The following is a 21,795-nucleotide window of genomic DNA, read 5'->3' on the forward strand; positions in this document are numbered from 1 at the left end:
CTACGGCTCCCGCACGGTCGGGACGCGGTCCAGCTCGATGCCGAAGCTGGTGCGGTAGGCGGCCAGCACCTCGTCGTCCGTGGTCAGGGCCTCCTCCCGGCGCCCGCCCGCGATCGTGGTCACCAGCCTGCGGCCGCTGAGCGTGACCCGGCCGCCGCCCTCGGTGAGGCGGGAGCAGACGAGCGAGCGGGTGAACTTGGACTTCGGCGAGGTCCTGTGCCACCAGCAGGTCGCCTCGAAGTCGCCCAGCTCGCGCGGGCGCAGGTCGAGCCGGAACTGCGGCTTGCCGTCCTTGAGGACCTCCAGGTCGCCGTCCGGGACCTCGGCGATACGGAACGTACCCCGGGGGTCGGTCTGGTCCCCGCGGTCGGCGAGCCGGAGGGGGTGGTGGCAGTGGTCGCCGAACCCGACGTCGGCGAGCCAGGCGTCCCCACCGTCCGGGCTCTCGACGCGCAGTACCAGGTGGTCGTACGGCGGACCGAGGCGGCCAGGCTCGCTGATGACACGGGCGGCGAGCAGGGTCACGGACCAGCCGAGGGCGACGAGCAGACTGCCGAACGCGCCGTTCAGTTCGTAACAGAAGCCGCCGCGCCGGGCCCGTACGACCTTGTCGACGAGCGGCTTCTCCTCGAGGACGATCTCCTCGCCGAGATGGACGCTGAGGTTCTCGAACGGCACGGCCATCAAGTGGTGCAGCTGCAGCTCGCGGAGGGCTTCGGCGTCGGCGCGCGCCGGGCGTGCGGCACCGATCCGCTGGAGGTAGGCGTCGGTCTGGGCGGAGTCCATGCACCAGTTATCACCCAACGCGCGGGGCGTACGCCATCGGTCCGCCATCGGTCCATCGACCTACGCCGTGGGCGAACCGGACGCACGGGCTTCCGGAACGGCGAGGCGCCGGTGATCCGCGGCGGGGCGCGTGACGGCGGAGCGCGGAGGCGGCGGCGTGCGTGCCGGGTGCGCTCGGCCGCCCTGAGACGGTGGGGCACGCGGCCGCCCCTTACGGCAGCGGCGAGGCGGGACGCCGGACCGCCCGTCACGGCGATCGCGCCGTCGGTGTCGGTGCGGAGGACGGTGGTGCCGTGCTGACGGAGCGCGGCGACAGTGTGCGGGGAGGGGTGTCCGTACGGGTTGTCTTCTCCGGCTGAAATCAGGGCGAGGCGGGGGCGGGCTCGGCGCAGGAGCTGCGGATCCTGGTAGGCGGAACCATGGTGGGCGACCTTGAGGACGTCCACGGGCGGCAGCTCCGGCACGGCTGCCAACAGTCCCTGCTGGGCGGGTGGTTCGAGGTCGCCGAGCAGGAGCAGGGTGAGTCCTGCCGTCCGGACCAGCAGCGTGATGCTGGCGTCGTTCGGACCTTCGAGCGGGGGTTCCGCGGACAGGGACGGCGGGGAGGGCACGTAGGCCGGGGCTTGGGGCGGGGCCGGGGCCGAGCCCGAGCCCGGGGCCTGGGTCGGGGCCGAGCCCGAGCCCGGGGCCTGGGTCGGGGCGGAGCCCGAGCCCGGGGCCTGGGTCGGGGCTGGGGCCAGGCCTTGGGCCGGGGTCGGGGCCTGGGGCGGGGCCGAGCCCGGGGCCTGGAGCGGAGCCGGGCTGGGTGGCCACAGGACGCGCCAGCGGAGCGGACCCAGCCGCCGCTCCCCCGGAGCCGTACGGACCACGGGGACGCCGGCGTCGCGCGCCACCCGACGTACGAACTCCGCCTGGTCCGCGGGCTCTCCGAGCGTCGTGGTCTCGATCACGCCGACCGCGCGGCCGCGCAGCACCCCGGGCAGACCGGTTACATGGTCAGCGTGGAAGTGCGTGAGCACGACCAGCGGGACTCGGGTGACGCCGAGGGCGCGCAGGCAGCGGTCCACGAGCGCGGGGTCGGGTCCCGCGTCCACGACCACGGCGGTGCCGCCGCCCGCCGCGAGAGCCAGCGCATCGCCCTGGCCAACGTCGCAGACCGCGAACCGCCAGCCGGGCGGTGGCCAGCCGGTGAGCAGCCGCGGCAGCGGCGCCGGGCGGGTGATCGCCATCAGCAGGAGCGCCGCGCAGGCCGCGGACAGCCACGGGCGGCGCAGCAGCCGGGGCGCGACCGGCACGGCGGCCGCTGTCAGGGCCGCGAGCAGCAGGCCTCCGGCCCAGCCGCCCGGCCAGTCCAGCTCGGCGCCGGGCAGCGCGGCACCGGTGCGGGCCACGGCCGCGATCCACTCGGCAGGCCAGCCGCCCAGCCACGCAAGCCCGGTGGCCACCGGTATCGCGACGGGCGCGGCAGCCAGCGCGGCGAAGCCGAAGACGGTCGCGGGGGCGACGGCGAGTTCGGCGAGCAGATTGCATGGGACGGCGACCAGGCTGACCCGCGCGGCCAGTACGGCGACAACGGGCGCACAGACGGCCTGCGCGGCCGCGGCTGCCGCAAGTACCTCGGCGAGCCTGGGCGGCACCCGGCGCCGCTGGAGCGCCGCGCTCCAGCGCGGCGCGATGGTCAGCAGCGCGCCCGTGGCGAGGACGGAGAGCAGAAAGCCGTAGGAGCGGGCGAGCCACGGGTCGTACAGGACGAGCACCAGCACTGCCGTGGACAGGGCGGGCAGCAGTGATCTGCGACGGCCGGTGGCGATCGCGAGCAGGGCGACCAGCCCGCAGGCTGCGGCCCGCAGCACGCTCGGCTCGGGTCTGCAGACGACCACGAACGCCAGCGTGAGCAGCCCGCCGAGGAGCGCGGTCGTGCGCAGGGGCATGCCGAGCAGCGGCGCAAGACCGCGGCGCTCGGCGCGCAGCGCGAGGTGCGGAGGGCCGATGAGAAGCGCGAGCATGATGGTGAAGTTGGCTCCGCTGACGGCCGTCAAGTGGACCAAGTCCGTTGCGTGGAAGGCCTCTTCGAGGTCCGGCGGCATCCTGGAGGTGTCCCCGACGACGAGCCCGGGCAGCAGGGCGCGGGCGTCGGACGAGAGTCCATCGGTGGCCTTCCGCAGCCCACCGCGCAGCTCCCCTGCGACCCTCTGGAGCGCACTCGGCTCCTCGATCACCTCCGGCGGCCGCCCGTCACCGGCGACACGCAGCACCGCTGCGACGGGCTCGGCGCCCCCGCTCGACAGCGGCGGCGCGGGCCGAGCGCGCACCCGCAGCCGCGTGGACGGCAGCACCTCCAGCCAGGCCGCCCGCGGCGAGGCTTCCTGGAACCGGCTGCGGTCTGTGGCCGTACCGTCGCCCGAGCGCCGCCCATGCGGCGAGCCGTGCTGCTGGACGACGACGAGCACGGGCGTACGCGTCGCCGTGACCGTGCCGTCAGCGGTCGTCACCCGCTCCGCCTCCGCCTTCAGGACGACCGCGGCGGGGGCGCGCTGCGCACCGTGCACGCGAGGGCGGGTGAGGCGGGGATCGCCGGTCACGGTCAGCTCGACCGTGACGTCCGCGTACTGCCGGGCCGGCTCGGACAGTGGACCGCGCCGCAGATCCGCCGCGTGCAGCGCGCCCGAGACCGCCGCGGCTGCCGCACAGAGCAGCGCCGCCACGGCGACGAAGCGCACGCCGCCGCGCTCGCGGCGGGCTCTCGCTCCGCGGAGCAGGAGGAGCAACGCGACTGCCAGGCACGCCGCGGCCGTTGCGGCTGCCCAGCTCGCGGGGGTGCCCACGGCGAGCGCCGCCGCGGCCCAGGCGGCGAGGGCTGGTGGGACGAGGCGGAGGTCCGCGGGGCTCTCCTGATGCGGGGCGGACGCGCCGAGGCGGTGGCCCGAGTCCGCGTGCGCTGCGGATCGCGTCATGGCTGCACGAGGGATCGGAGTTCGGCGAACCGGCGATCGCCGATGCCATTGACCTCGCGGAGTTGGTCCACGGAGGTGAAACCGCCGCTCTGCTCGCGGTAGTCGAGGATGTGCTGGGCCAGGACCGGGCCGACGCCGGGCAGTGCGTCGAGCTGCTCGGCAGTGGCGGCGTTCAGGCTGACCGGGCCCGCCGCCGCGCCCGAAGAAGCACCTGCCGCACCCGACGTGCCACCCGCGCCCGCCCTACCGGGGGCGCCCGCCCCACCGCCGCCCGCGCCGGCATCCGCGCCTGGTGCCGCCGCCGGTGGTGGCACGCCAACCACGATCTGCTCGCCGTCGTTGAGAATGCGGGCCCGGTTCAGCGCACGCGTGTCCGTGCCCGGCCGCACCCCGCCCGCCGCCTCGAGCGCGTCGGCGACCCGAGAACCGGCCGCCAGCTCGTGAATACCGGGCCTCCTGACCTTGCCCGCGACATCGACCACGATGCGGTGCGCCCCGCCGCCCGCGGCCGGCGCACCCGGCGCAGGGCTCGGTGCCATGGCTCCGGAGGCGGGCGCATGGCCGCCGCTGTGGCCGGGCGGAGGCTCGGCCGCAGGGGCCCGTACGGTCTGGGGGCGGCCGGTCCAGAAGTGATACACGGCCACGCCTCCGGCCAGCACGAGCACGACGGCCAGAGCGGCGAGCGTCCGCGGCTCGACGCCACACCTCAACTGCATCCATAACGGGAGCCGTTCGCGGATCGCGAGGCGCCACCGGGTGCGCCGTGGCAGGGCGTCCTCGGGCGGCGAGCCGGACGCGTCGGGGCCCGAGCCGCCCGACGGCGCTTCCGGGCTGCCCCCTGACGGCACCGGCCGTTCGGGATCCGGCTCCGCCGAGCCCGGCGGACTGCCCCCGCCTCCGTACCCCGGAGCTCCCGGGCGAGGAGGCGCAAGGAGTGGCGAGGGCGCGCGTACGGCTGCCGCTCCCTGCATGACCGCAGGCGACTCGTACGCCTCGTACGCCTCATACGCGCTCCGAGCGTCGTACGCGTCAAACGCCTCGTAATCCGCCTCGCCCGCGCGGGCTGCGGCACCCCGTCCGGGCCCGCCCGGCGGGGCGAACAGCGCCGCGGCGCGGGCGCGCAGCGCCACCGATCCGGGCGCCGTACCCGACCGGGCGACGGCGCGGCGGCGGGCGGCGCGCATGCCGGGACCGCCGACGCGTCGCACACCATGGCGGCGGCGAACTCGCTGATCGGATCCGGGCGCACGGCCCGGCCCACTGGTTACACTCCGTGATCGCATCTCCATGCCGACGACGGTAGACACGATCCGCGCGACCCGCTGAGCAGCACCAATTCCCGTGGATAACCCGCGAGTTGTGGAAAACCTCGTCACCCGCACGAGTGACCCGACCCCACATGCCACGCACAAGGCGTGGCGCCCGTCGCCTCAGCCCCTCGGCGACAGCACCGCGCCGAGCAGCCCCGGGCCCGTGTGGGCGCCGATCACCGCGCCCACCTCGCTGACGTGCAGCTCGCCCAGGCCCGGTACGCGGCCCCGCAGGTGCGAGGCGAGTTGGTCGGCGCGGTCGGCCGCGGCGAGGTGGTGGACCGCGATGTCCACCGGGGTGGCGCCCGCGCGTTCGACCACGAGCTCCTCGAGACGGGCGATGGCCTTGGAGGCCGTGCGTACCTTCTCCAGCAGCTCGATCCGGCCGCCGTCCAGCTGCAGCAGGGGTTTCACGGCGAGCGCCGAGCCGAGGAGCGCCTGCGCCGCGCCGATACGGCCGCCGCGGCGCAAGTAGTCGAGGGTGTCGACGTAGAAGTAGGCGGAGGTGCCCTCGGCGCGCTTCTCGGCCGCGGCCACCGCCTCGTCCAGCGTGCCGCCCGCCTCCGCGGCCTCCGCGGCCGCGAGCGCGCAGAAACCGAGGGCCATGGCGACCATTCCCGTGTCCACCACGCGAACCGGCACGGGTGCTTCGCGCGCGGCGAGGGCCGCCGCGTCGTACGTCCCGGACATCTCGGCCGACAGGTGCAGCGACACGATCCCGTCCGCGCCCGCCTCCGCTGCGGCCCGGTAGGCGGCTGCGAACATCGCCGGGCTCGGCCGGGACGTTGTCACCGGAGTACGGCGCTGCAGCGCCTGCGCCACGGAGCGGGCGGAAACCTCGGTGCCCTCTTCCAGCGCCTTGTTGCCGAGCACCACGGTCAGCGGAACCGTGGTGATGCCGTGCCGCTGCATGGCCGCCTGGGGCAGGTAGGCCGTGGAATCAGTGACGATAGCGACATGGCGGGACATGACTTGGAGGTTATCCGGGGACGCCGACGGCGGACAGTGCGGGCCCACGCAACACTCGGAACACCCTCTCAGTCACCAACTCAGGTCCTGCACCCGGCCCCCACCCCGGCCCCTGTCAGGTCGTGCTCTCCGGCCGGCGGGCGGCCTTCTCCCAGGGGTACGCGGTCTGCTGCCGGGGATCCCGCGCGGTGATGGCGGGCGGCGGCTCCTGTGACGCCGCGTCCGGCATGGAGACGTCCGGCCAGGTCGGAGTCGGTGTGGCGGCCGGCGGCGTGGCAGCCGACGGCCGGGCAGCGGGCTCCGCGGCAGGCGCCGGCGCAGCCGGACCGGGCGCCCGCCCGGCCTCCGTCGCCCCGGACACCCGCCCGGCCTCCGCCGACTTGGGCACCTCTTCCGCCGACCCAGCCGGCGGCCCCGCGTTCGTCGCCCCGGCCGCCGGTCCCGCCTCCGCGTCCGCCTCCGTCGTCCAGTGCCGCAGCGCCCCCGTCTCGACCTCGATCTGGTTCCCCAGCGCCGAGAGATCGTCGTCCGCGAACTGCTGAGCCCTGTCCTGCGCTGCCCACCGAAGGGAGTCCGCGTGGCCGACGAGCCGGCGGGTCCGCTCGCGCAACTCCGGCAGCCTGGCCACGAGCCTGCCCTTGTCCGGCTCCTGTTCCAGCCGCTTGAGCTCGCCGTCCAGCTCGCGCCCGTGCGCGCTCAGCCGCTCGAAGAGGCCGCGGGCCTCGGACAGGGACGCATCCTCGGGCGGGGCCCCGTACAGCGCGTCCTGCGTGGCCCGCATGGACGTGCGCAGCGAGAGCCGCAGCTCGGCGAGCTGGCCGACGGGGCCCGGCTGCGTGAGCTGCCTCGCCCTGAGCGTGGTGTCCTCGACGGTGCGCCGCGCCTGCGCGACCGTGCGGTCCACGCCGCGCTTCGCGGCGCCCACCACCTTGACCGTCACGTACGCGCCGAGCACGACGAACGCGAGGAAGAGCAGAGCGAGGATGAGGATCGCGGCTTCCATGGGCGCTCGCTCCTTCGCGGTGACGGGGGCCCGACCGGCTGTGCCGTGCCGGCATGGCCCAAGTGCACCGTGACGACATGGACCATGACGACGTGGACCGTGAGGACGTCGTGTCTCCACCCTAAACGGCCGAGGCCGGTCGAGGGTTCCATCGGAACCCCCAACCGGCCCGTAGGGGAAACCCCCGGAGTCCGCCGGCTACCGCCGGCGACCGGCCCCAGCCGGCCGCCTACGCCGGCACGATGTTGACCAGCTTCGGCGCCCGCACGATGACCTTGCGGATGTCCGCGCCACCCAGCGCGGCCACCACGCCCGCGTCGCCCAGCGCCAGCTTCTCCAGCTCCTCGTCGGCGATCGACGGCGACACCTCCAGGCGCGCCCTGACCTTGCCCTTGATCTGCACGACGCAGGTCACGGTCTCGTCGACGACGTACGCCGGGTCGGCGACCGGGAAGGGCTGGTACACGACCGTCGAGTCGTGACCCAGCCGGTGCCACAGCTCCTCGGCGATGTGCGGTGCCAGCGGGGCGATCAGCAGCACCAGCTGCTCGGCGACCGTCCGCGGAACCGGGCCTCCCGCCTTGGTCAGGTGGTTGTTCAGCTCGGTCACCTTGGCGATGGCGGTGTTGAAGCGCAGGTTCTCCATGTCCTGCCTGACACCGTCGATCGCCTTGTGCAGCGCGCGCAGCGTGTCCTCGTCCGGCTCCGCGTCGGCGACGGTCACCTCGCCCGTGTTCTCGTCCACGACGTTCCGCCACAGCCGCTGCAGCAGCCGGTACTGGCCGACCACCGCGCGCGTGTCCCAGGGCCGGGAGACGTCCAGCGGGCCCATCGCCATCTCGTACAGCCGCAGCGTGTCGGCCCCGTACTCGGCGCAGATCTCGTCCGGAGTGACCGCGTTCTTCAGGGACTTGCCCATCTTGCCCAGCAGCCGGGTGACCTTCTCGCCCTGGTAGTAGTACGCGCCGTCGCGCTCCTCCACCTCGGCTGCCGGGACCGCGATGCCGCGGCTGTCCCGGTAGACGTAGGCCTGGATCATGCCCTGGTTGAACAGCTTGTGGAACGGCTCGTACGAGGAGATGTGGCCCAGGTCGTACAGCACCTTGTGCCAGAAGCGGGCGTACAGCAGGTGCAGTACGGCGTGCTCCGCGCCGCCCACGTACAGGTCGACGCCGCCCGCGGGCTGCCCCTCGCGCGGCCCCATCCAGTACCGCTCGGCATCCGGGTCGACGACCTTCTCGCTGTTCCTGGGGTCCAGGTAGCGCAGCTCGTACCAGCACGAACCGGCCCAGTTCGGCATGGTGTTGGTCTCGCGGCGGTACGGCTTGACGCCGTCACCCAGGTCCAGCTCGACGTTGACCCAGTCCTGGTTCCGGGACAGCGGGGTCTCGGGGGAGGTGTCGGCATCGTCCGGGTCGAAAGTGCGCGGCGAGTAGTCGTCGACCTCCGGCAGCTCGACCGGCAGCATCGAGTCGGGCAGCGCGTGCGCGATGCCGTCCTCGTCGTAGACGATCGGGAAGGGCTCGCCCCAGTAGCGCTGCCGGCTGAACAGCCAGTCGCGCAGCCGGAAGTTGACCATGCCCTCGCCGATGCCCTGGGCGGTCAGCCACTCCGTCATCTTCGCCTTGGCGTCGACGACCCCCAGCCCGTCCAGCGAGACACCGGGACCGGTCGAGTTCACGATCCTGGCGTCGTACGAGACGAAGGCGTCGTCCCACGTCGAGGGGTCGGTCCCCCGGCCCGCTCCGGAGGAGCTATCGGATGCAGTGGAGGGATCAACGACGCAGCGCATCGGCAGCTCGAAGGAGCGCGCGAAGACGAAGTCGCGGCTGTCGTGCGCCGGGACGGCCATGATGGCGCCGGTGCCGTAGCCCATCAGCACGTAGTCGGCGATGAACACCGGGACCCGCTCGCCGCTGACCGGGTTGGTCGCGTACGCGCCGGTGAAGACACCGGTCTTGTCCTTGACCTCGGCCTGCCGCTCGACGTCGGACTTGGCCGCGGCCTGCTTGCGGTACTCGGCCACGGCCTCGGCCGGGGTGGCGTGCCCGCCGGTCCACACCTCGCGCGTCCCTTCCGGCCAGGCCGCCGGGACGATCGCGTCCACCAGGTCGTGCTCGGGCGCCAGCACCATGTAGGTGGCGCCGAACAGGGTGTCCTGACGGGTCGTGAAGACGGTGATCGCGCCCTTCTCGCCCGCCGGGTTCTGCTTCTCGACGGAGAAGTCGATACGCGCGCCCTCGGAGCGGCCGATCCAGTTCCGCTGCTGCAGCTTGATGGCCTCGGGCCAGTCCAGCGCGTCCAGGTCGTCCAGCAGCCGGTCCGCGTAAGCGGTGATCCGCATGTTCCACTGGCGCAGTTTGGCCTTGAAGACGGGGAAGTTGCCGCGCTCGGAGCGGCCCTCCGCGGTGACCTCCTCGTTGGCCAGCACGGTGCCCAGGCCTGGACACCAGTTGACCGGCGCGTCGGAGGCGTACGCCAGCCGGTACCCGCCCAGGACGTCGGCGCGCTCGGCGGCGCTCAGCTCACTCCAGGGGCGTCCTCCCCCAGAGCCTTCGGCCTGGGTGGGGGTACCCCCGGGAGTCGCGCGCTCCCCGCTCTCGAACTGCGCCACCAGATCGGCGATCGGCCGGGCCTTCTTCGCCTCCTCGTCGTACCAGGAGTTGAAGATCTGCAGGAAGATCCACTGGGTCCACTTGTAGTAGTCCGGGTCGATCGTGGCGAACGACCGGCGCTTGTCGTGGCCCAGGCCCAGCCGGCGCAGCTGGACCTTCATGTTCTCGATGTTGGCCTCGGTGGACACGCGCGGGTGGGTGCCGGTCTGCACCGCGTACTGCTCGGCGGGCAGGCCGAAGGCGTCGAAGCCCAGCGTGTGCAGGACGTTGTGGCCGGTCATGCGCTGGAAGCGGGCGTACACGTCGGTGGCGATGTAGCCCAGCGGGTGGCCGACGTGCAGTCCCGCGCCCGAGGGGTACGGGAACATGTCCATGATGTACTTCTTGGGCCTGGCCGCTCGCTCCGGGTCGCCCTCCAGGTCACCCGACGGGTTCGGCGCCTCGTACGTCCCCTCGGCATCCCAGATGTCCTGCCGGCGTGCCTCGATCTCGGCGGCCAGCGCGGCCGTGTAACGGTACGGCGCGGCCACCTCGGCAGCAGAATTCGTCTCGCTCATGATCCCTAAAGCTCCATCGATCGTCTCTGCCGGCGATTCCGGTTGCGACTTTTCAACCGAAACGAAAAATCCCCTCGCACAGGAGGGGACGCCGCGCCGATTCCGACCGGTATGTCCACCGGCCGGGATTGATCAGCGCGGCCCGCTAAGCAGAAGGCGTACGGCACGCATGCGCTCAGAGTACCGCAGCGCCCCTGTGGGCCGCACAGAGCCACCATCCACTTGCAGACAGCAACTTTTGCCGCCCTCTCCGCAATTGACATTGGAGCAAATAACGAAACAGCCACGATGATCTTCGCCGTGCGACCTAGCATGCGGAGCCGGGACCCCTCTCCCCGCACCACTGGAGTCGTCCGCATGAACCCTCACCGCAAGATCCGACCATCGTCCCCACCGCTCGATGTGCCGCGCCCGGTCATGATCGCCGGAGCGTTCGCCGTCATCGTCCTGATTCCGGCACTTGCACTTGCGACCGGCGGATGGCTTCGCGGCCTGCTCGAGTTCGGCGTCGGCGTGCTCGCCCTGGTGTCACTGACCTCCTCGGTCGTCTGGGGGCTGATAGCCACCGACCGCATTCTCCTCGTCCCGCGCCACCGGCTGCTCGCCCAGGGAATCCACCGCGCGCTGGCCGTTGCCTCCCTGGCCTTCCTCCTCATCCACATCACCCTCAAGATCGCCGCCGATCACGTCGGGCTCCTCGGTGCCCTGGTGCCGTTCGGGCTCGGGTTCACGGGCTCGGCAGGGCTGATCGGGCTCGGCTCCCTCGCCGCGTACTTCATGGTCATCGCGGGGGCGACCGGGGCGCTGCGCAGCTCCTTCGCCGCGCCCGAGCAGGCCGCGAGCCGCTGGCGCTCCCTGCACTCCCTGGCGTATCCGGCCTGGTTCGCGGGCCTGCTGCACGGGCTCTACGCCGGTCGCCCGGCCGCTGCCTGGGTGACCACGCTGTACGCGCTCAGCCTCGCCGCCGTGGCCGGCGCCCTGACCCTGAGGATCCTCCCGCAGCCGCAGCGGCGGCGCATCGCGCGGATGCTGATGTCCTTCACCCGGCCGGAGACGCTGGCCGGCAGGGGAGGAGCCAGGGACGAGGCGCCGCCCGCGCGGGACCCGGCCGTCGCACCGCTCCCCGGGATCCGGAGGGTTCCGGGCCAGCGGGCCGACACCGCGGTGGGCCAGCCGCCCCTGCGCCTCGACACGACCCGTCCCGCGCCGATCTCCGCGAGCCGCGGGGCGGGCATCTCCGCCGCGTACCGGGCCGTCTCCGCGGCGCCCCAGCCCCAGCCGCAGGAACGCTACGGACCGCCCCCCACAGGGCCCGTCCCTCCCCTGCCGCTGTCCGACCCGACGGACTTCTCCGAGGCGCCCACGACGATCTCCGGGCCCCTCCTGTCCGACCCCCCGCCTGCGGCGCCCCTCTATGACCCGGCGCTGTCCGACCCACTGTCCGACCCGCTGTCCGACCCGCTGTCCGACCCGCTGTCCAGCCCCACAAGGCTGTCGGACCCCCTGACCGAGCAGACCGCCCCGTACGAACAGCCCGCCCCATACGAGCCGGCCGCGCGGTACGAGACGACCGCGCAGTACGAGGCCCTGTACGAGCCCGAGCCCACCGAGCCGATGCCCACCGTGTCGTCGTACGCGACCCCCGGACCGGCACCGGCCGACCAGACCGTGGAGCGCTGGCCCGCGCCGTCCCCGCCGCCGCCCGCGGAGCACGTCAGGCCCCAGCAGGAGCCGTACCCCACATCCCCCACGTCGCGGCGCCGGACGGGACCGCCGTACCCGCCCTCACCCGGTGAGCCGTGGCACGAGCCCGCAGGAGACCGGCCATGAACGCACCCCTGCCCGACGTCCCGGATGTCCGGGTCGTCGGTCTTCCGCAGCTGACCAGCGGGTTCGATCTGGTCCACCGGCTCGACCTCCCCATGCACCTGAAGGTGCACGGGGCCCTGGAGCCGATGGTCGGCGAACGGCTCGCCGACCTTGCCGAGGCCGTCTCGCTGAATGGCCGCGGCGGCGCGCACTTTCCCTTCGCGAAGAAGCTGCGGGCCGTCGCGAAGAGCGCGATCCGCCGCGGCGTACGCCCCGTGGTCGTCGTCAACGGCAGCGAGGGCGAGCCCGCCTGCCGCAAGGACACCGTGCTGCTCTGCCGCGCCCCGCATCTCATACTCGACGGCGCCCTGCTGGCCGCCGAGGCGCTGGGCGCCCGCCAGCTGGCCATCGCCGTGACCCGCGACTCGACCGAGGCGTCCATGCGCGAGGCGCTGGCCGAGCGGGGCCTGTCCGACCGGCGCGGCCGGGGGCTTCGCGCGCGTGTGGTCAGGACCCCCGAGCGGATGGTGTCGGGCGAGGCGTCCGCGGTGGTCCGGGCCGTGAACGGCGGCCCGTCGCTGCCGCCCGGCCGCAAAGTGCGGGCCTCCGACTCGGGTGTGGCGGGGGCGCCGACGCTGCTGTCCAACGCGGAGACGTTCGCCCAACTCGCCGTCGCCGCACGGCTCGGGCCGCACCGCTACTGCAACACGGGCCTGACCGACGAGCCGGGCACCACGATGCTCACGGTCTCGGGCTCCGTGGGCCGGCCGACCGTCCTCGAGGTGCCCCTCGGCACTCCGCTGCGCTACGTGATGGAGCTGTGCGGGGCGCCCCCGATGCCGCAGGCCGTCCTGTCCGGCGGCTACCACGGCAACTGGATCGACGGGCTGACCGCCCAGGGAGCGATCATCTCCCGCAAGGCACTGGCCACGGCGGGCGGGGCGCTCGGGGCGGGCGCCCTGCTGCCCATCGGTCCCGACACCTGCCCGCTCGGCGAGTCGCTGCGGGTGGTGAACTGGCTGGCCGCCGAGACCGCGGGGCAGTGCGGGCCCTGCAAGCTGGGGCTCCCCGCGGCGGCCGCCGGTTTCTCCGAGGTGCTGGGCGGCGGGGGCCCGACCTCCCTGGAGGCCGTACGTCAGGTGACCCAGGCCGTGCGCGGCCGCGGGGCGTGCAAACACCCGGACGGCTCCGTGCGCTTCATCCAGTCCGCGCTGCAGGTCTTCACCGACGACCTGGCCGCACACGTGCTGAGCGGCGGCTGCGGCCGGCCCACGCAGGGCGTACTGCCACTGCCGGCGCCCGGCTACGAGGAGGAGGGCGTGCCGAGCGGCGAGAAGGTGGCGGTGGACTGGACGCTGTGCGAAGGGCACGGCGTCTGCGCGGAGCTGATTCCGGAGCTCATACGGCTCGGGCCCGACGGCTACCCCGCGGTCGCGGACGCGACCGTCCCGATGCACCTGCGGGGGCGCGCGCAGCGCGCCGTACGCCGGTGCCCCGCGCTCGCGCTACGGCTCGAGGCGACGGCCACCGAGCAGCCTGCGCCCACCAGGAGGGCGCTCCCCCGCGGCGGCGGCTGACCCGCCGCTCCGGCCCCGGTCCCGGTCCCTATAGGGGCCGGGACCTGTCCTATGAGGCCGGGACCGGGCATACGAGAGCGGGCCGCCTATACAGGCGGCCCGCTCTCATGCTGTGGAGCTAAGGAGAATTGAACTCCTGACCTCTTGCATGCCATGCAAGCGCTCTACCAACTGAGCTATAGCCCCAGGTCCTCGTCGTCCACCCCGGTTCCCCGCGGCGGCTTCGCCAACATTACACGGCCCCCCTGGCCTTCCGCCAAATCGATGACCAGCCGCTCCCGGCCGTCAGGCCGTGACGAAGGAGTAGAACCGTTTGAGCGTGCAGTGCTCGTCGAGCAGCCGCCCGTAGATCGGCTCGCCCTCGAGCTCGCGGTACGTCTCGATCGGGTCCCCCTTTATGATCAGCGCCCGCGCGCAGTCCTCGCACCAGTACTGGTAGTCGGGGTTGATCGGCTCCATGTCGCGGACGATAGGAGTCCCGCTGCCGCACCAATCGCACTTCCGCCTGTGTGCCCCCATCAGTCAGCTCCAGCTGTGGCCGCAGGCCGTGCAGACGTACGAAATCCCACCGTTGTCTCCCAGGACCTGGGCGACATGGGCCGAACCACAGGAAGGGCACTCGAGAAGGGCCGCCTCGGCAGTATCGAGCAGATCGCCGACCTCCTCGACCATGCTCGTCGGCATGCGCTCTCCTCCCCTTCCGGTCGTCCGATTCTGCCACGGGACGGCGCCCAGGTCAGCGGGGCAGCCCATCTCGGCCAGGCTAGCGGCGCGGCTGCCGCTGGGTCAGTGGCGCCGCCCGTGGCATGCGGACCGGCCGACGCACCGGCAGCGGCGGCCGCAGTCGGCGCCGGAGCACTCACCACCAGCGCGTACGGCACGGATGCGCCCCCGGTGCCGCGTACATAACTGGCCCGCCGTCGCCTCCGTTACGCATCGCCGCGCCGAACGTGCCGAACGCCCGCGCGCCCTGAAGGTGCAGGGTCAGGACGAGCCGGAAGGCGATCAACTGGTCGGTGTCCGCGGCGAGTCCGCGGGCGAGCGACGCCGCGGTGAAGCCGGCACGCGTGTCGGTGCCACCATCGTTACTGGGTACGGGACTTGCCGGTGGTGACAGCTCCCGCGGGGCCGGAGAGGCAAAGAATCCCGCCCCCTGACGGGAACGGGATCCTGGCGACTGTGGAGCTAAGGAGAATTGAACTCCTGACCTCTTGCATGCCATGCAAGCGCTCTACCAACTGAGCTATAGCCCCGCTCTTCTCGGCGCCGGAGCGCGTCGAACGAGAAGTAGCTTAACGGGTGACCGGCCGGAAACGGAAATCCGTTGGGCGCCGTCCCAGCCCTCGGCCCACCCCCGCCCCAGGCCTCCCCTCAGGCGTGGCCTCAGTCGTCGTCGCCGAGCACCGGCTCCGGCAGCGATCCGGCGTTGTGCTCCATCAGTCGCCAGCCGCGCACGCCCTCGCCCAGCACCGACCACGAGCAGTTGGCCAGGCCGCCCAGCGCCTCCCAGCTGCGCGGCTCGAGGCCGAGCAGCCTGCCGAGGGTGGTGCGGATGGTGCCGCCGTGGCTGACCACGACCAGCGTGCCGCCGTCGGGCAGCTTGTTCACATGGCTCTGGACGACCGGAGCGGCCCGCTCGGCGACCTCGGTCTCCAGCTCGCCGCCGCCGCGCCGCACCGGCTCGCCGCGCTTCCACGCCGCGTATTCCTCGCCGTACTTCTCGACGATCTCCTCGTGCGTGAGGCCCTGCCAGACGCCCGCGTAGGTCTCTCGCAGGCCCTCGTGGTGCGTGACCTCGAGGCGCGTGATCGCGGCCAGCTCGGCGGCCGTGTGCGCCGCACGCTTCAGGTCGGAGGCGACGATCGCGTCCGGCTTCAGCGCCGCGAGCAGCCGGGCGGCCCGGCGCGCCTGGGCAATGCCGGTCTCGGTCAGTTCGATGTCGGTCGAGCCCTGGAACCTGCGCTCCAGATTCCAGGCGGTCTGGCCGTGCCGCCACAGGACCACGCGGCGGCCACGGGCGCTGTTCGTGCCGTTCAGAGCAGGTCTCCGTCCAGGTCGTCGGCGGCCTGCCGCTTCGCGTACTCCTCCGCCTTGCCGTGGGTGGCGAGGGCGTCCTCCGGAAGTCCGAGCTGGGGACAGTCCTTCCACAGCCGCTCCAGCGCGTAGAACACCCGCTCCTCGCTGTGCTGCACATGCACCACGATGTCCACGTAGTCCAGCAGGACCCAGCGGGCCTCGCGGTCGCCCTCGCGGCGCACGGGCTTGGCTCCCAGCTCCTTCTGCAGCCGCTCCTCGACCTCGTCGACGATCGACTTGACCTGGCGGTCGCTGGGCGCCGAGGCCAGCAGAAAGGCGTCGGTGATCGACAGAACGTCGCTGACGTCGTACGCGATGATGTCGTGCGCGAGCTTGTCGGCGGCCGCCTGGGCGGCGACGTTGATCAGCTCGATGGAGCGGTCAGTGGCGGTCACGAGCAAGCTTTCCTTCGGGATCAGGTTCCCCTCCAGGGTCTCACGGCCCGCCGACAGCACCCGACCGGTTTCCTACCCGGCCTCGTAGTCCTGACCGAGCACCACCGTCACATCCGCGTTGGCCGCGCCCTTGCCCTTCTTCACCGCGCTGTCCGGCAGGCCCAGGGTCCTGGCGACCTGCTTGGCCTTCTCCGCCTGCGCCGGGTCCGCGTAGGTCACCTGCGAGGCGGTCTGCGCGGCGCCCGCGGCGCCGCCGTCCACGAAGGTGAAGCCCCCGTTGACCAGGGCGACCTGGGCGCTGCTCGCGGCCTTCCGGTCGCCGGTGGCGTTCCGGACGCTCACCCGCGGGGCCGCGTCGGGGTCGGCGTTCCTGACCTTCCCGCCCAGGACGTTCTTGACCACGCTCTCGGCGGTGCGCTCGCTGAGCGTCCCGTCCGGCTGCACCGGCAGCAGCGCCGTCTCGTACGCGCCGCCCTTGGCCTGCTCGGCCAGCTGGGCGAGGGAGGCGCCCAGCTGGTTCTCGGTCAGCGACGGGTCCGGGATCTGATTGAGCGACTGCACGGTCGTGGTCGCCGCGTCCGGGTCGCTCGAGATCTTCTTCAGGACGGCCTGCATGACCTGACCGAAGCGCAGCAGCTGCTTGTTCCGCTCCTCGCCGCGCGCCCGGTGGGTGGCGTAGGCGACGGCGGCCTGCCCGGACAGCGTCTGCGCCCTGCCCGGCTTGACCAGCGGGTCGTCGCCCTTCTTCACGCCCGGCACGGTCGTGTCGGTGTCGACATCGATCCCGCCGACCGACTCGACCAGGTTCTCCAGGTACGGGGTGTCCAGGCGCCAGCTGCCCTGGATGTCCGAGCCGAGGAGAGTGCCGAGGGCGTCCCGGGTGGGCGTGGTGCCCTCGTCCTCGACGGACTTGCCGAGGGTGGTGCTGGCGCCGTCGTCGGTGCCGAGCACCAGGGAGTTGGGCAGCAGGACGGTGGTGCCCTTCTTGGTGGTCTCGTTGTCGACCAGCAGCACGGTTGAGCTGCCGCCGCCTTTGGTGTTCCGCAGGTGGACGACGATCACGTCCCGCTTCTGCGGGCCGCCTGCCGCCTGGGGGCCGGGGTCGGATCCCGGAAGGGCCGGCAGCTTGCCCGCGTACCAGAGGTAGCCGACGCCGCCCGCGAGGGCGAGGGCGAGGAGCACGACGAGCGCCACGACGCGGTTGCGCCCCTTGCGCTTGCGCTCGTCCCGCCGCTCGGTGCGGGTCTCGGCGAATTTCAGCCAGTCGATGACGTCTTCGGAGTCCTCGTCCCCCTCCTCGATGAACGAGAACTGCTCGGTCTGGTAGTCCCGGGAGGACGGGTCCGGCCCGCGGCCCCGCGGCGGCGCCTGGGGCGGGACCCGCGGCTGCTGCTGGGTCTGCTGCGGCGCGGGGGCCTGCCGGGGCGGGGCCTGCTGCGGGGGCCGCGGCGGCCGGGCCGGCGGCTGGGGCTGCGGCTGGGCATACGGGTCGTAGTACTGCTGTGGCTGCTGGGACTGCTGAGGCTGGCGGCCGTACGGGTCGTAGCCGTATCCCTGCTGCTGAGGCTGCTGTCGCGGTGGCGGCGGCGGTGGCGGCTGCTGTCGCGGTGGGGGTGGCGGCGGTGGCGGCTGCTGCCGCGGTGGGGGTGGCGGCGGCGGCTGCTGAGGCTGCTGCGGGCGCTGCTGCGCATACGGGTCGTAGTACTGCTGCGTGTACGGGTCGTAGGCGTAACCCGGCGGCGGTTCCTGCTGTTGTTGCGCGTAGGGGTCGTAGTACTGCTGTCCGTAGGGGTCCTGGCCACGCTCGGGCCCACCCTCGGCATGGTGCCGCCCGGAGTGTGCGTCGTTCACAGGTGCCCCTTCCAGTGCTCGGCTATCCGGCGTCCCGGTACAGCCCGCGCTTGTTGATGTAGCGCACCACCCCGTCCGGCACCAGATACCAGATGGGGTCCCCCGCCGCCACCCTCGCCCTGCAGTCCGTCGACGAGATGGCGAGCGCCGGAACCTCGACCAGCGAGACGCCGCCGTCCGGCAGTCCCGGGTCGTTGAGCGTATGCCCCGGCCTGGTCACACCGATGAAGTGCGCCAGCGAGAACAGCTCCTCGGCGTCCCGCCAGGTCAGGATCTGGGCCAGCGCGTCGGCCCCGGTGATGAAGTAGAGATCGGTGTCGGGGTTCAGTTCACGCAGCTCGCGCAGGGTGTCGATGGTGTACGTCTTGCCGGCGCGGTCGATCTCGATGCGGCTGACCGAGAACTGTGGATTGGACGCGGTCGCGATCACCGTCATCAGATAGCGGTCCTCGGCAGGGGACACCTCCCGGTGGCTCTTCTGCCAGGGCTGGCCGGTCGGCACGAACACCACCTCGTCGAGGTGGAACTGCGCGGCCACCTCGCTCGCGGCGACCAGGTGACCGTGGTGGATCGGGTCGAACGTTCCGCCCATCACACCGAGTCGCCGCTTAACCGGACCGGTCACAGCCCCTCCCTGGTCTTCCATGCGTGCCGAGCCTACGGCTCAGCGGTCCCGATTGAAGCGGGTGGTGATCCACAGCAGGAGCAGCAGGGCGAACAGCGCGCCGCCGCCCGTGAGGTACGGGCTGAGGCTCTCGTGGTTCCCACTGTGCTCGCCACCCTCGGAGGCGAGCGTGACCAGGGCGTGGGCGGTGCTGCTGGGAAGACTCATCGTCGGCAGGCCTATCCAGTTCGTGATCGGGCGTGGAACGCGCGGACGCGTACGTAGCGCCCTCATCGTAAGCGGGCGATCGCAACCTTTGGGCCTAGGGTGGGGTCTACCGGGGGGACGGGCCACAGCGAGGCCGACAAGGGGGCCAGGCAATGACCGAGCACAGCCAGGAGCGCGTACCGAGCCGCGACCGCAGGCGCTTCCCTGGGATCTCCTCCCGGGCGTACGAGCATCCCGCCGATCGATCGGCGCTGGTCGCGCTGCGCAAGCTGAGCGGCTTCGACACCGTCTTCAAGGCGCTGAGCGGGCTGCTGCCGGAGCGCAGCCTGCGGCTGCTGTACCTGTCCGACTCGGTGCGGGTCGGCGACCAGCAGTTCGCGCATCTCAACGACATGCTGCGGGACGCCTGCTACATCCTGGATCTGGAGAAGGTCCCGCCGATGTACGTGACGCAGGACCCGAAGCCGAACGCCATGTGCATCGGCCTGGACGAGCCGATCATCGTGGTCACCACGGGGCTCGTGGAGCTGCTGGACGAGGAGGAGATGCGGGCGGTCGTGGGCCACGAGGTCGGCCACGCGCTGTCCGGGCACTCCGTCTACCGCACGATCCTGCTGTTCCTGACGAACTTCGCACTCAAGGTCGCCTGGATCCCGCTGGGCAACATCGCGGTGATGGCGATCGTGACCGCGCTGCGCGAGTGGTTCCGCAAGTCCGAGCTGTCGGCGGACCGGGCCGGGCTCCTGGTCGGCCAGGACCTGCAGGCGTCGATGCGCGGCCTGATGAAGCTTGCGGGCGGCCACCATCTGCACCAGATGAACGTGGACGCGTTCCTGGCGCAGGCCGAGGAGTACGAGGCGGGCGGCGACCTGCGGGACTCCGTCCTCAAGATCATGAACGTGCTGCCGCGCAGCCACCCGTTCACGACCGTGCGCGCAGCCGAGCTGAAGAAGTGGGCGGCGGGCCGCGACTACCAGCGGATCATGGACGGCCACTACCTGCGGCGGGACGGGGACAAGGACGCGTCGGTCTCCGACTCCTTCAAGGACCACGCGAACCACTACGCCGACACCGTGCGGACCAGCAAGGACCCGCTGATGGCGCTGGTGCGGGACATCGCGGGCGGGGCCGGGGACCTGGGCGGGAAGCTGCGCGAGGCCTTCACCGGCCGCCCGGGCGGCCCCCCTCCCGGGCCCGGGAACAAGCCGTCCGGGGGCAACCCGCCCAGGGATGACGCTACGGGCTCTGAGGGGCCGACGGAGCCCTAGGCGCCAGCACCCCGCACACCGCGGCGGTCGGCCGGCCCGGCGCATACGGATCCGTGCCCGCCGGGCTGTCCGCCTTGGCGCTCTGCCCGGCCAGCAGCGGCCGCAGCTGCCCCGCGGGGTCGGCGGCGCAGGCCAGCGGGCCCGCCTGGAGGTAGCTCTGGACGACCTCGACGCGGTGGTCCCGCAGGTCGTCGCGGTCGAAGCGGAGCCGCACCTCGCGGCGCACGGTGAACAGCGAGGCCTCATCGGACGCGTCCGAGCCGCTCGGCGCGGCCCGCACCGCGTAAACGATCGTGTGGTCGCCGGTGACCTCCAGCTGGTCCGGGCCACTCTCCGAGACGTCCAGGCTGCCGTGGACCCGAATCTTCGGGTCGGCCAGGGCCACCTGGGCGGGGTCGAAGCGTATGAGCCAGCCGGTGGCCGCGTGCCGCCCGTCGTCGGACGGGCGCTCCAGGCTGCGGTCGAACTGGCCCAGCTGGCCCGGGTCGAGCAGCACGCGCACGGACCGCACGGCGCCGCCGGTCAGCACGTCCGGGTCGAGGGCGGACCGCACGACGTACTCCTTGGCGGACTCGAGCGCGGCCAGCACCTGGCTCTCGGAGAAGCTCCTGGTGGCGCGGGCAGCGGGCAGCGTGACCCCTTCGGCCCCCGACCTGTACGTGGCGGCCGGGCTGCGCTCGAAGAGGTCCGCGGGCGCCCCGCCGGGAACGCGGCCCTGCGGGGCCAGCGGTATCACGCTGGACCGCAGCGGCTCAGCGGCGCGCAGGGCCTGCTGCTGGTAGGGGTGGCGTACGCCCATGTAGATCGCCGTGGCGAAGGCCAGGGCTATGAGGATGACCAGGACCAGGGCCTGCCGGGATCCGCGCGCCCGCGACCAGGGGCGGCGGCTGCGCACGGCGGGCGCGTGGTCGTCCAGGCGCTCCTGGGCCGAGAATTCCTGGAGCCGGGCAGCGCGGACGAACGACTCGTCGAATACGACGGATCGGTACTCGTCCTCTCCACCTCCCGGAACGCCCTCGGGTGTCCCCTCAGGTGGCTCTCCAGGCCCGGCCATACCTTCAGAGTAGGTCGGAAGGCTTCCAGGTAAACGCCCTGCTGCGCGACAACTTCTGACGAATGCTCAGCGGTCTGTCAGTGGGCACGCGGCACGGCTGAAGCGGTCGGTGCGGCGGAGTCCGCTTCGGGTCTCGGCACTCCTCCGGGCTGCCCGGTGAGCTGCCCCACCTGCGGTCCGTCCACCCCGCTTGTGGCGGGCGGCGGCGCCGGTTCCTGCCGGCTGCCCGCAGTTCCACGGTAGACCGCGGCAAAGGCCAGCGCGACCATGCCAATGCCCATCACGACGGCGAGCACCCAGGCCACGGGGCGGTGCCAGCGGGCGTGGCTGCGGTAGGGGCCGAGGGCGCCGCCGTAGCGGCCGTACGGGCCGTAGCCCTCGCCGTCGGGGTCCTGCTCGAAGGCGTCGCCGTCGTGCCGCGCGAAGTCCGCGTCCGGGTCGTCGGGGTCGAACCCGTCGTCGTAGAACTCCTCCTCGGCGGGGCCTGAGCCGGCGCGGGACCTCCTGGCCTCCGCCTCGGCGCGCGCCTGAGCCGCGGCCAGCATGCGCTCGACCGCGGTGGGTTCATGGATCCGCGCGGACCGTACGAAGTCCTCGTCGAACACCACGGACGCGAACTCTTCGTCCGCTGCCCCGTGGCTGTGACTGTCGGGCTCGTCGCCGTCCGGGAACGGCCTGCCCCCCACGTCGTCCGGCACCCGTCCAGAGTACGGCCGACGGGACAGTTTGGGCAGGCCGA

At 72.7% G+C, this 21,795-nt stretch carries 18 protein-coding genes and 2 tRNA genes; 3 read left to right on the forward strand and 17 right to left on the reverse strand.

Annotated elements, in window-relative coordinates; genetic code table 11:
• From ACTWP8_RS11715 to leuS, 6 genes are all read right to left on the reverse strand, one after another.
• Positions 1 to 786, reverse strand: a complete 786-nt coding sequence (locus ACTWP8_RS11715; RefSeq protein ID WP_443322080.1) for an arylamine N-acetyltransferase family protein — start codon at positions 784 to 786, stop codon at positions 1 to 3.
• Positions 684 to 3,740 carry a ComEC/Rec2 family competence protein gene (locus tag ACTWP8_RS11720; RefSeq protein ID WP_443322081.1) on the reverse strand — a complete coding sequence of 1,019 codons (3,057 nt, stop codon included), beginning with the start codon at positions 3,738 to 3,740 and terminating at the stop codon, positions 684 to 686. The genes ACTWP8_RS11715 and ACTWP8_RS11720 overlap by 103 nt, the downstream gene beginning before the upstream one ends.
• Positions 3,737 to 4,924, reverse strand: coding sequence for a helix-hairpin-helix domain-containing protein (locus ACTWP8_RS11725; RefSeq protein ID WP_443322082.1), 1,188 nt, complete (start codon positions 4,922 to 4,924; stop codon positions 3,737 to 3,739). Before ACTWP8_RS11725 ends, ACTWP8_RS11720 begins: the two co-directional genes overlap by 4 nt.
• A 246-nt stretch (positions 4,925 to 5,170) precedes the next feature.
• Positions 5,171 to 6,019 carry a DegV family protein gene (locus ACTWP8_RS11730; protein ID WP_443322083.1) on the reverse strand — a complete coding sequence of 283 codons (849 nt, stop codon included), beginning with the start codon at positions 6,017 to 6,019 and terminating at the stop codon, positions 5,171 to 5,173.
• Positions 6,020 to 6,134: 115 nt separating this feature from the next.
• Positions 6,135 to 7,022: a hypothetical protein gene (locus ACTWP8_RS11735; protein ID WP_443322084.1), complete on the reverse strand. Its 888-nt coding sequence runs from the start codon at positions 7,020 to 7,022 to the stop codon at positions 6,135 to 6,137.
• 229 nt (positions 7,023 to 7,251) lie between these two features.
• Positions 7,252 to 10,194: a leucine--tRNA ligase gene (leuS, locus tag ACTWP8_RS11740; protein WP_443322085.1), complete on the reverse strand. Its 2,943-nt coding sequence runs from the start codon at positions 10,192 to 10,194 to the stop codon at positions 7,252 to 7,254.
• A gap of 357 nt (positions 10,195 to 10,551) precedes the next feature.
• Between leuS and ACTWP8_RS11745 the strand changes: the two genes are divergently transcribed.
• Together ACTWP8_RS11745 and ACTWP8_RS11750 are read left to right on the forward strand one after the other, a co-directional pair.
• A complete protein-coding gene (locus ACTWP8_RS11745; protein ID WP_443322086.1) occupies positions 10,552 to 12,024 on the forward strand; it encodes a hypothetical protein in 1,473 nt (490 codons plus the stop codon).
• Positions 12,021 to 13,580: a ferredoxin gene (locus ACTWP8_RS11750; RefSeq protein ID WP_443322087.1), complete on the forward strand. Its 1,560-nt coding sequence runs from the start codon at positions 12,021 to 12,023 to the stop codon at positions 13,578 to 13,580. The genes ACTWP8_RS11745 and ACTWP8_RS11750 overlap by 4 nt, the downstream gene beginning before the upstream one ends.
• A gap of 113 nt (positions 13,581 to 13,693) precedes the next feature.
• Here the strand turns inward: ACTWP8_RS11750 and ACTWP8_RS11755 are convergent.
• From ACTWP8_RS11755 to ACTWP8_RS11795, 9 genes are all read right to left on the reverse strand, one after another.
• Positions 13,694 to 13,766 (reverse strand) — tRNA-Ala (locus ACTWP8_RS11755).
• Positions 13,767 to 13,865: 99 nt separating this feature from the next.
• The gene (locus ACTWP8_RS11760; protein WP_443322088.1) at positions 13,866 to 14,099 is read right to left on the reverse strand and encodes a hypothetical protein; all 234 of its coding nucleotides are present in this window, start codon (positions 14,097 to 14,099) and stop codon (positions 13,866 to 13,868) included.
• Between the two features lie 3 nt (positions 14,100 to 14,102).
• Positions 14,103 to 14,264, reverse strand: coding sequence for a hypothetical protein (locus ACTWP8_RS11765; RefSeq protein ID WP_443322089.1), 162 nt, complete (start codon positions 14,262 to 14,264; stop codon positions 14,103 to 14,105).
• A 496-nt stretch (positions 14,265 to 14,760) separates the two neighbouring features.
• Positions 14,761 to 14,833, reverse strand: a tRNA-Ala gene (locus ACTWP8_RS11770).
• A gap of 130 nt (positions 14,834 to 14,963) precedes the next feature.
• The gene (locus ACTWP8_RS11775) at positions 14,964 to 15,617 is read right to left on the reverse strand and encodes a histidine phosphatase family protein (RefSeq protein WP_443314870.1); all 654 of its coding nucleotides are present in this window, start codon (positions 15,615 to 15,617) and stop codon (positions 14,964 to 14,966) included.
• Complete coding sequence (gene rsfS / locus ACTWP8_RS11780; protein ID WP_443314827.1) at positions 15,614 to 16,051, reverse strand: ribosome silencing factor; 438 nt, start codon at positions 16,049 to 16,051, stop codon at positions 15,614 to 15,616. Before rsfS ends, ACTWP8_RS11775 begins: the two co-directional genes overlap by 4 nt.
• Positions 16,052 to 16,123: 72 nt before the next feature.
• Complete coding sequence (locus tag ACTWP8_RS11785; protein WP_443322090.1) at positions 16,124 to 17,902, reverse strand: LCP family protein; 1,779 nt, start codon at positions 17,900 to 17,902, stop codon at positions 16,124 to 16,126.
• 22 nt (positions 17,903 to 17,924) lie between these two features.
• Positions 17,925 to 18,548 carry a nicotinate-nucleotide adenylyltransferase gene (gene nadD, locus ACTWP8_RS11790; protein WP_443322091.1) on the reverse strand — a complete coding sequence of 208 codons (624 nt, stop codon included), beginning with the start codon at positions 18,546 to 18,548 and terminating at the stop codon, positions 17,925 to 17,927.
• Between the two features lie 18 nt (positions 18,549 to 18,566).
• Positions 18,567 to 18,734, reverse strand: a complete 168-nt coding sequence (locus tag ACTWP8_RS11795) for a hypothetical protein (protein ID WP_443314824.1) — start codon at positions 18,732 to 18,734, stop codon at positions 18,567 to 18,569.
• A 152-nt stretch (positions 18,735 to 18,886) separates the two neighbouring features.
• On the opposite strand from ACTWP8_RS11795, the gene ACTWP8_RS11800 reads away from it, so the two are divergent.
• Positions 18,887 to 20,002: a M48 family metallopeptidase gene (locus ACTWP8_RS11800; protein ID WP_443322092.1), complete on the forward strand. Its 1,116-nt coding sequence runs from the start codon at positions 18,887 to 18,889 to the stop codon at positions 20,000 to 20,002.
• On the opposite strand, the gene ACTWP8_RS11805 is transcribed toward ACTWP8_RS11800, so the two are convergent.
• Complete coding sequence (locus ACTWP8_RS11805) at positions 19,971 to 21,056, reverse strand: SCO2583 family membrane protein (protein ID WP_443322093.1); 1,086 nt, start codon at positions 21,054 to 21,056, stop codon at positions 19,971 to 19,973. The genes ACTWP8_RS11800 and ACTWP8_RS11805 overlap by 32 nt on opposite strands.
• Positions 21,057 to 21,133: 77 nt before the next feature.
• Positions 21,134 to 21,754 (reverse strand): SCO2584 family spore wall biosynthesis protein, encoded by a 621-nt coding sequence (locus ACTWP8_RS11810; protein WP_443322094.1) that lies wholly within the window; start codon positions 21,752 to 21,754, stop codon positions 21,134 to 21,136.
• Positions 21,755 to 21,795 lie beyond the last annotated feature (41 nt).

This window comes from Streptomyces sp. 7N604, from assembly GCF_052245475.1.
In the GTDB taxonomy this organism is placed as follows: Bacteria; Actinomycetota; Actinomycetes; order Streptomycetales; family Streptomycetaceae; genus Streptomyces.

What these genes read in the sequence shown, in the direction of transcription:
- ACTWP8_RS11715 (WP_443322080.1), bottom strand. Translation starts at nt 786, where the DNA reads ATGGACTCCGCCCAGACCGACGCCTACCTCCAGCGGATCGGTGCCGCA.
- ACTWP8_RS11720 (WP_443322081.1), bottom strand. Translation starts at nt 3,740, where the DNA reads ATGACGCGATCCGCAGCGCACGCGGACTCGGGCCACCGCCTCGGCGCG.
- ACTWP8_RS11725 (WP_443322082.1), bottom strand. Translation starts at nt 4,924, where the DNA reads ATGCGCGCCGCCCGCCGCCGCGCCGTCGCCCGGTCGGGTACGGCGCCC.
- ACTWP8_RS11730 (WP_443322083.1), bottom strand. Translation starts at nt 6,019, where the DNA reads ATGTCCCGCCATGTCGCTATCGTCACTGATTCCACGGCCTACCTGCCC.
- ACTWP8_RS11735 (WP_443322084.1), bottom strand. Translation starts at nt 7,022, where the DNA reads ATGGAAGCCGCGATCCTCATCCTCGCTCTGCTCTTCCTCGCGTTCGTC.
- leuS (WP_443322085.1), bottom strand. Translation starts at nt 10,194, where the DNA reads ATGAGCGAGACGAATTCTGCTGCCGAGGTGGCCGCGCCGTACCGTTAC.
- ACTWP8_RS11745 (WP_443322086.1), top strand. Translation starts at nt 10,552, where the DNA reads ATGAACCCTCACCGCAAGATCCGACCATCGTCCCCACCGCTCGATGTG.
- ACTWP8_RS11750 (WP_443322087.1), top strand. Translation starts at nt 12,021, where the DNA reads ATGAACGCACCCCTGCCCGACGTCCCGGATGTCCGGGTCGTCGGTCTT.
- ACTWP8_RS11760 (WP_443322088.1), bottom strand. Translation starts at nt 14,099, where the DNA reads ATGGGGGCACACAGGCGGAAGTGCGATTGGTGCGGCAGCGGGACTCCT.
- ACTWP8_RS11765 (WP_443322089.1), bottom strand. Translation starts at nt 14,264, where the DNA reads ATGCCGACGAGCATGGTCGAGGAGGTCGGCGATCTGCTCGATACTGCC.
- nadD (WP_443322091.1), bottom strand. Translation starts at nt 18,548, where the DNA reads ATGGAAGACCAGGGAGGGGCTGTGACCGGTCCGGTTAAGCGGCGACTC.
- ACTWP8_RS11795 (WP_443314824.1), bottom strand. Translation starts at nt 18,734, where the DNA reads ATGAGTCTTCCCAGCAGCACCGCCCACGCCCTGGTCACGCTCGCCTCC.
- ACTWP8_RS11800 (WP_443322092.1), top strand. Translation starts at nt 18,887, where the DNA reads ATGACCGAGCACAGCCAGGAGCGCGTACCGAGCCGCGACCGCAGGCGC.
- ACTWP8_RS11805 (WP_443322093.1), bottom strand. Translation starts at nt 21,056, where the DNA reads ATGGCCGGGCCTGGAGAGCCACCTGAGGGGACACCCGAGGGCGTTCCG.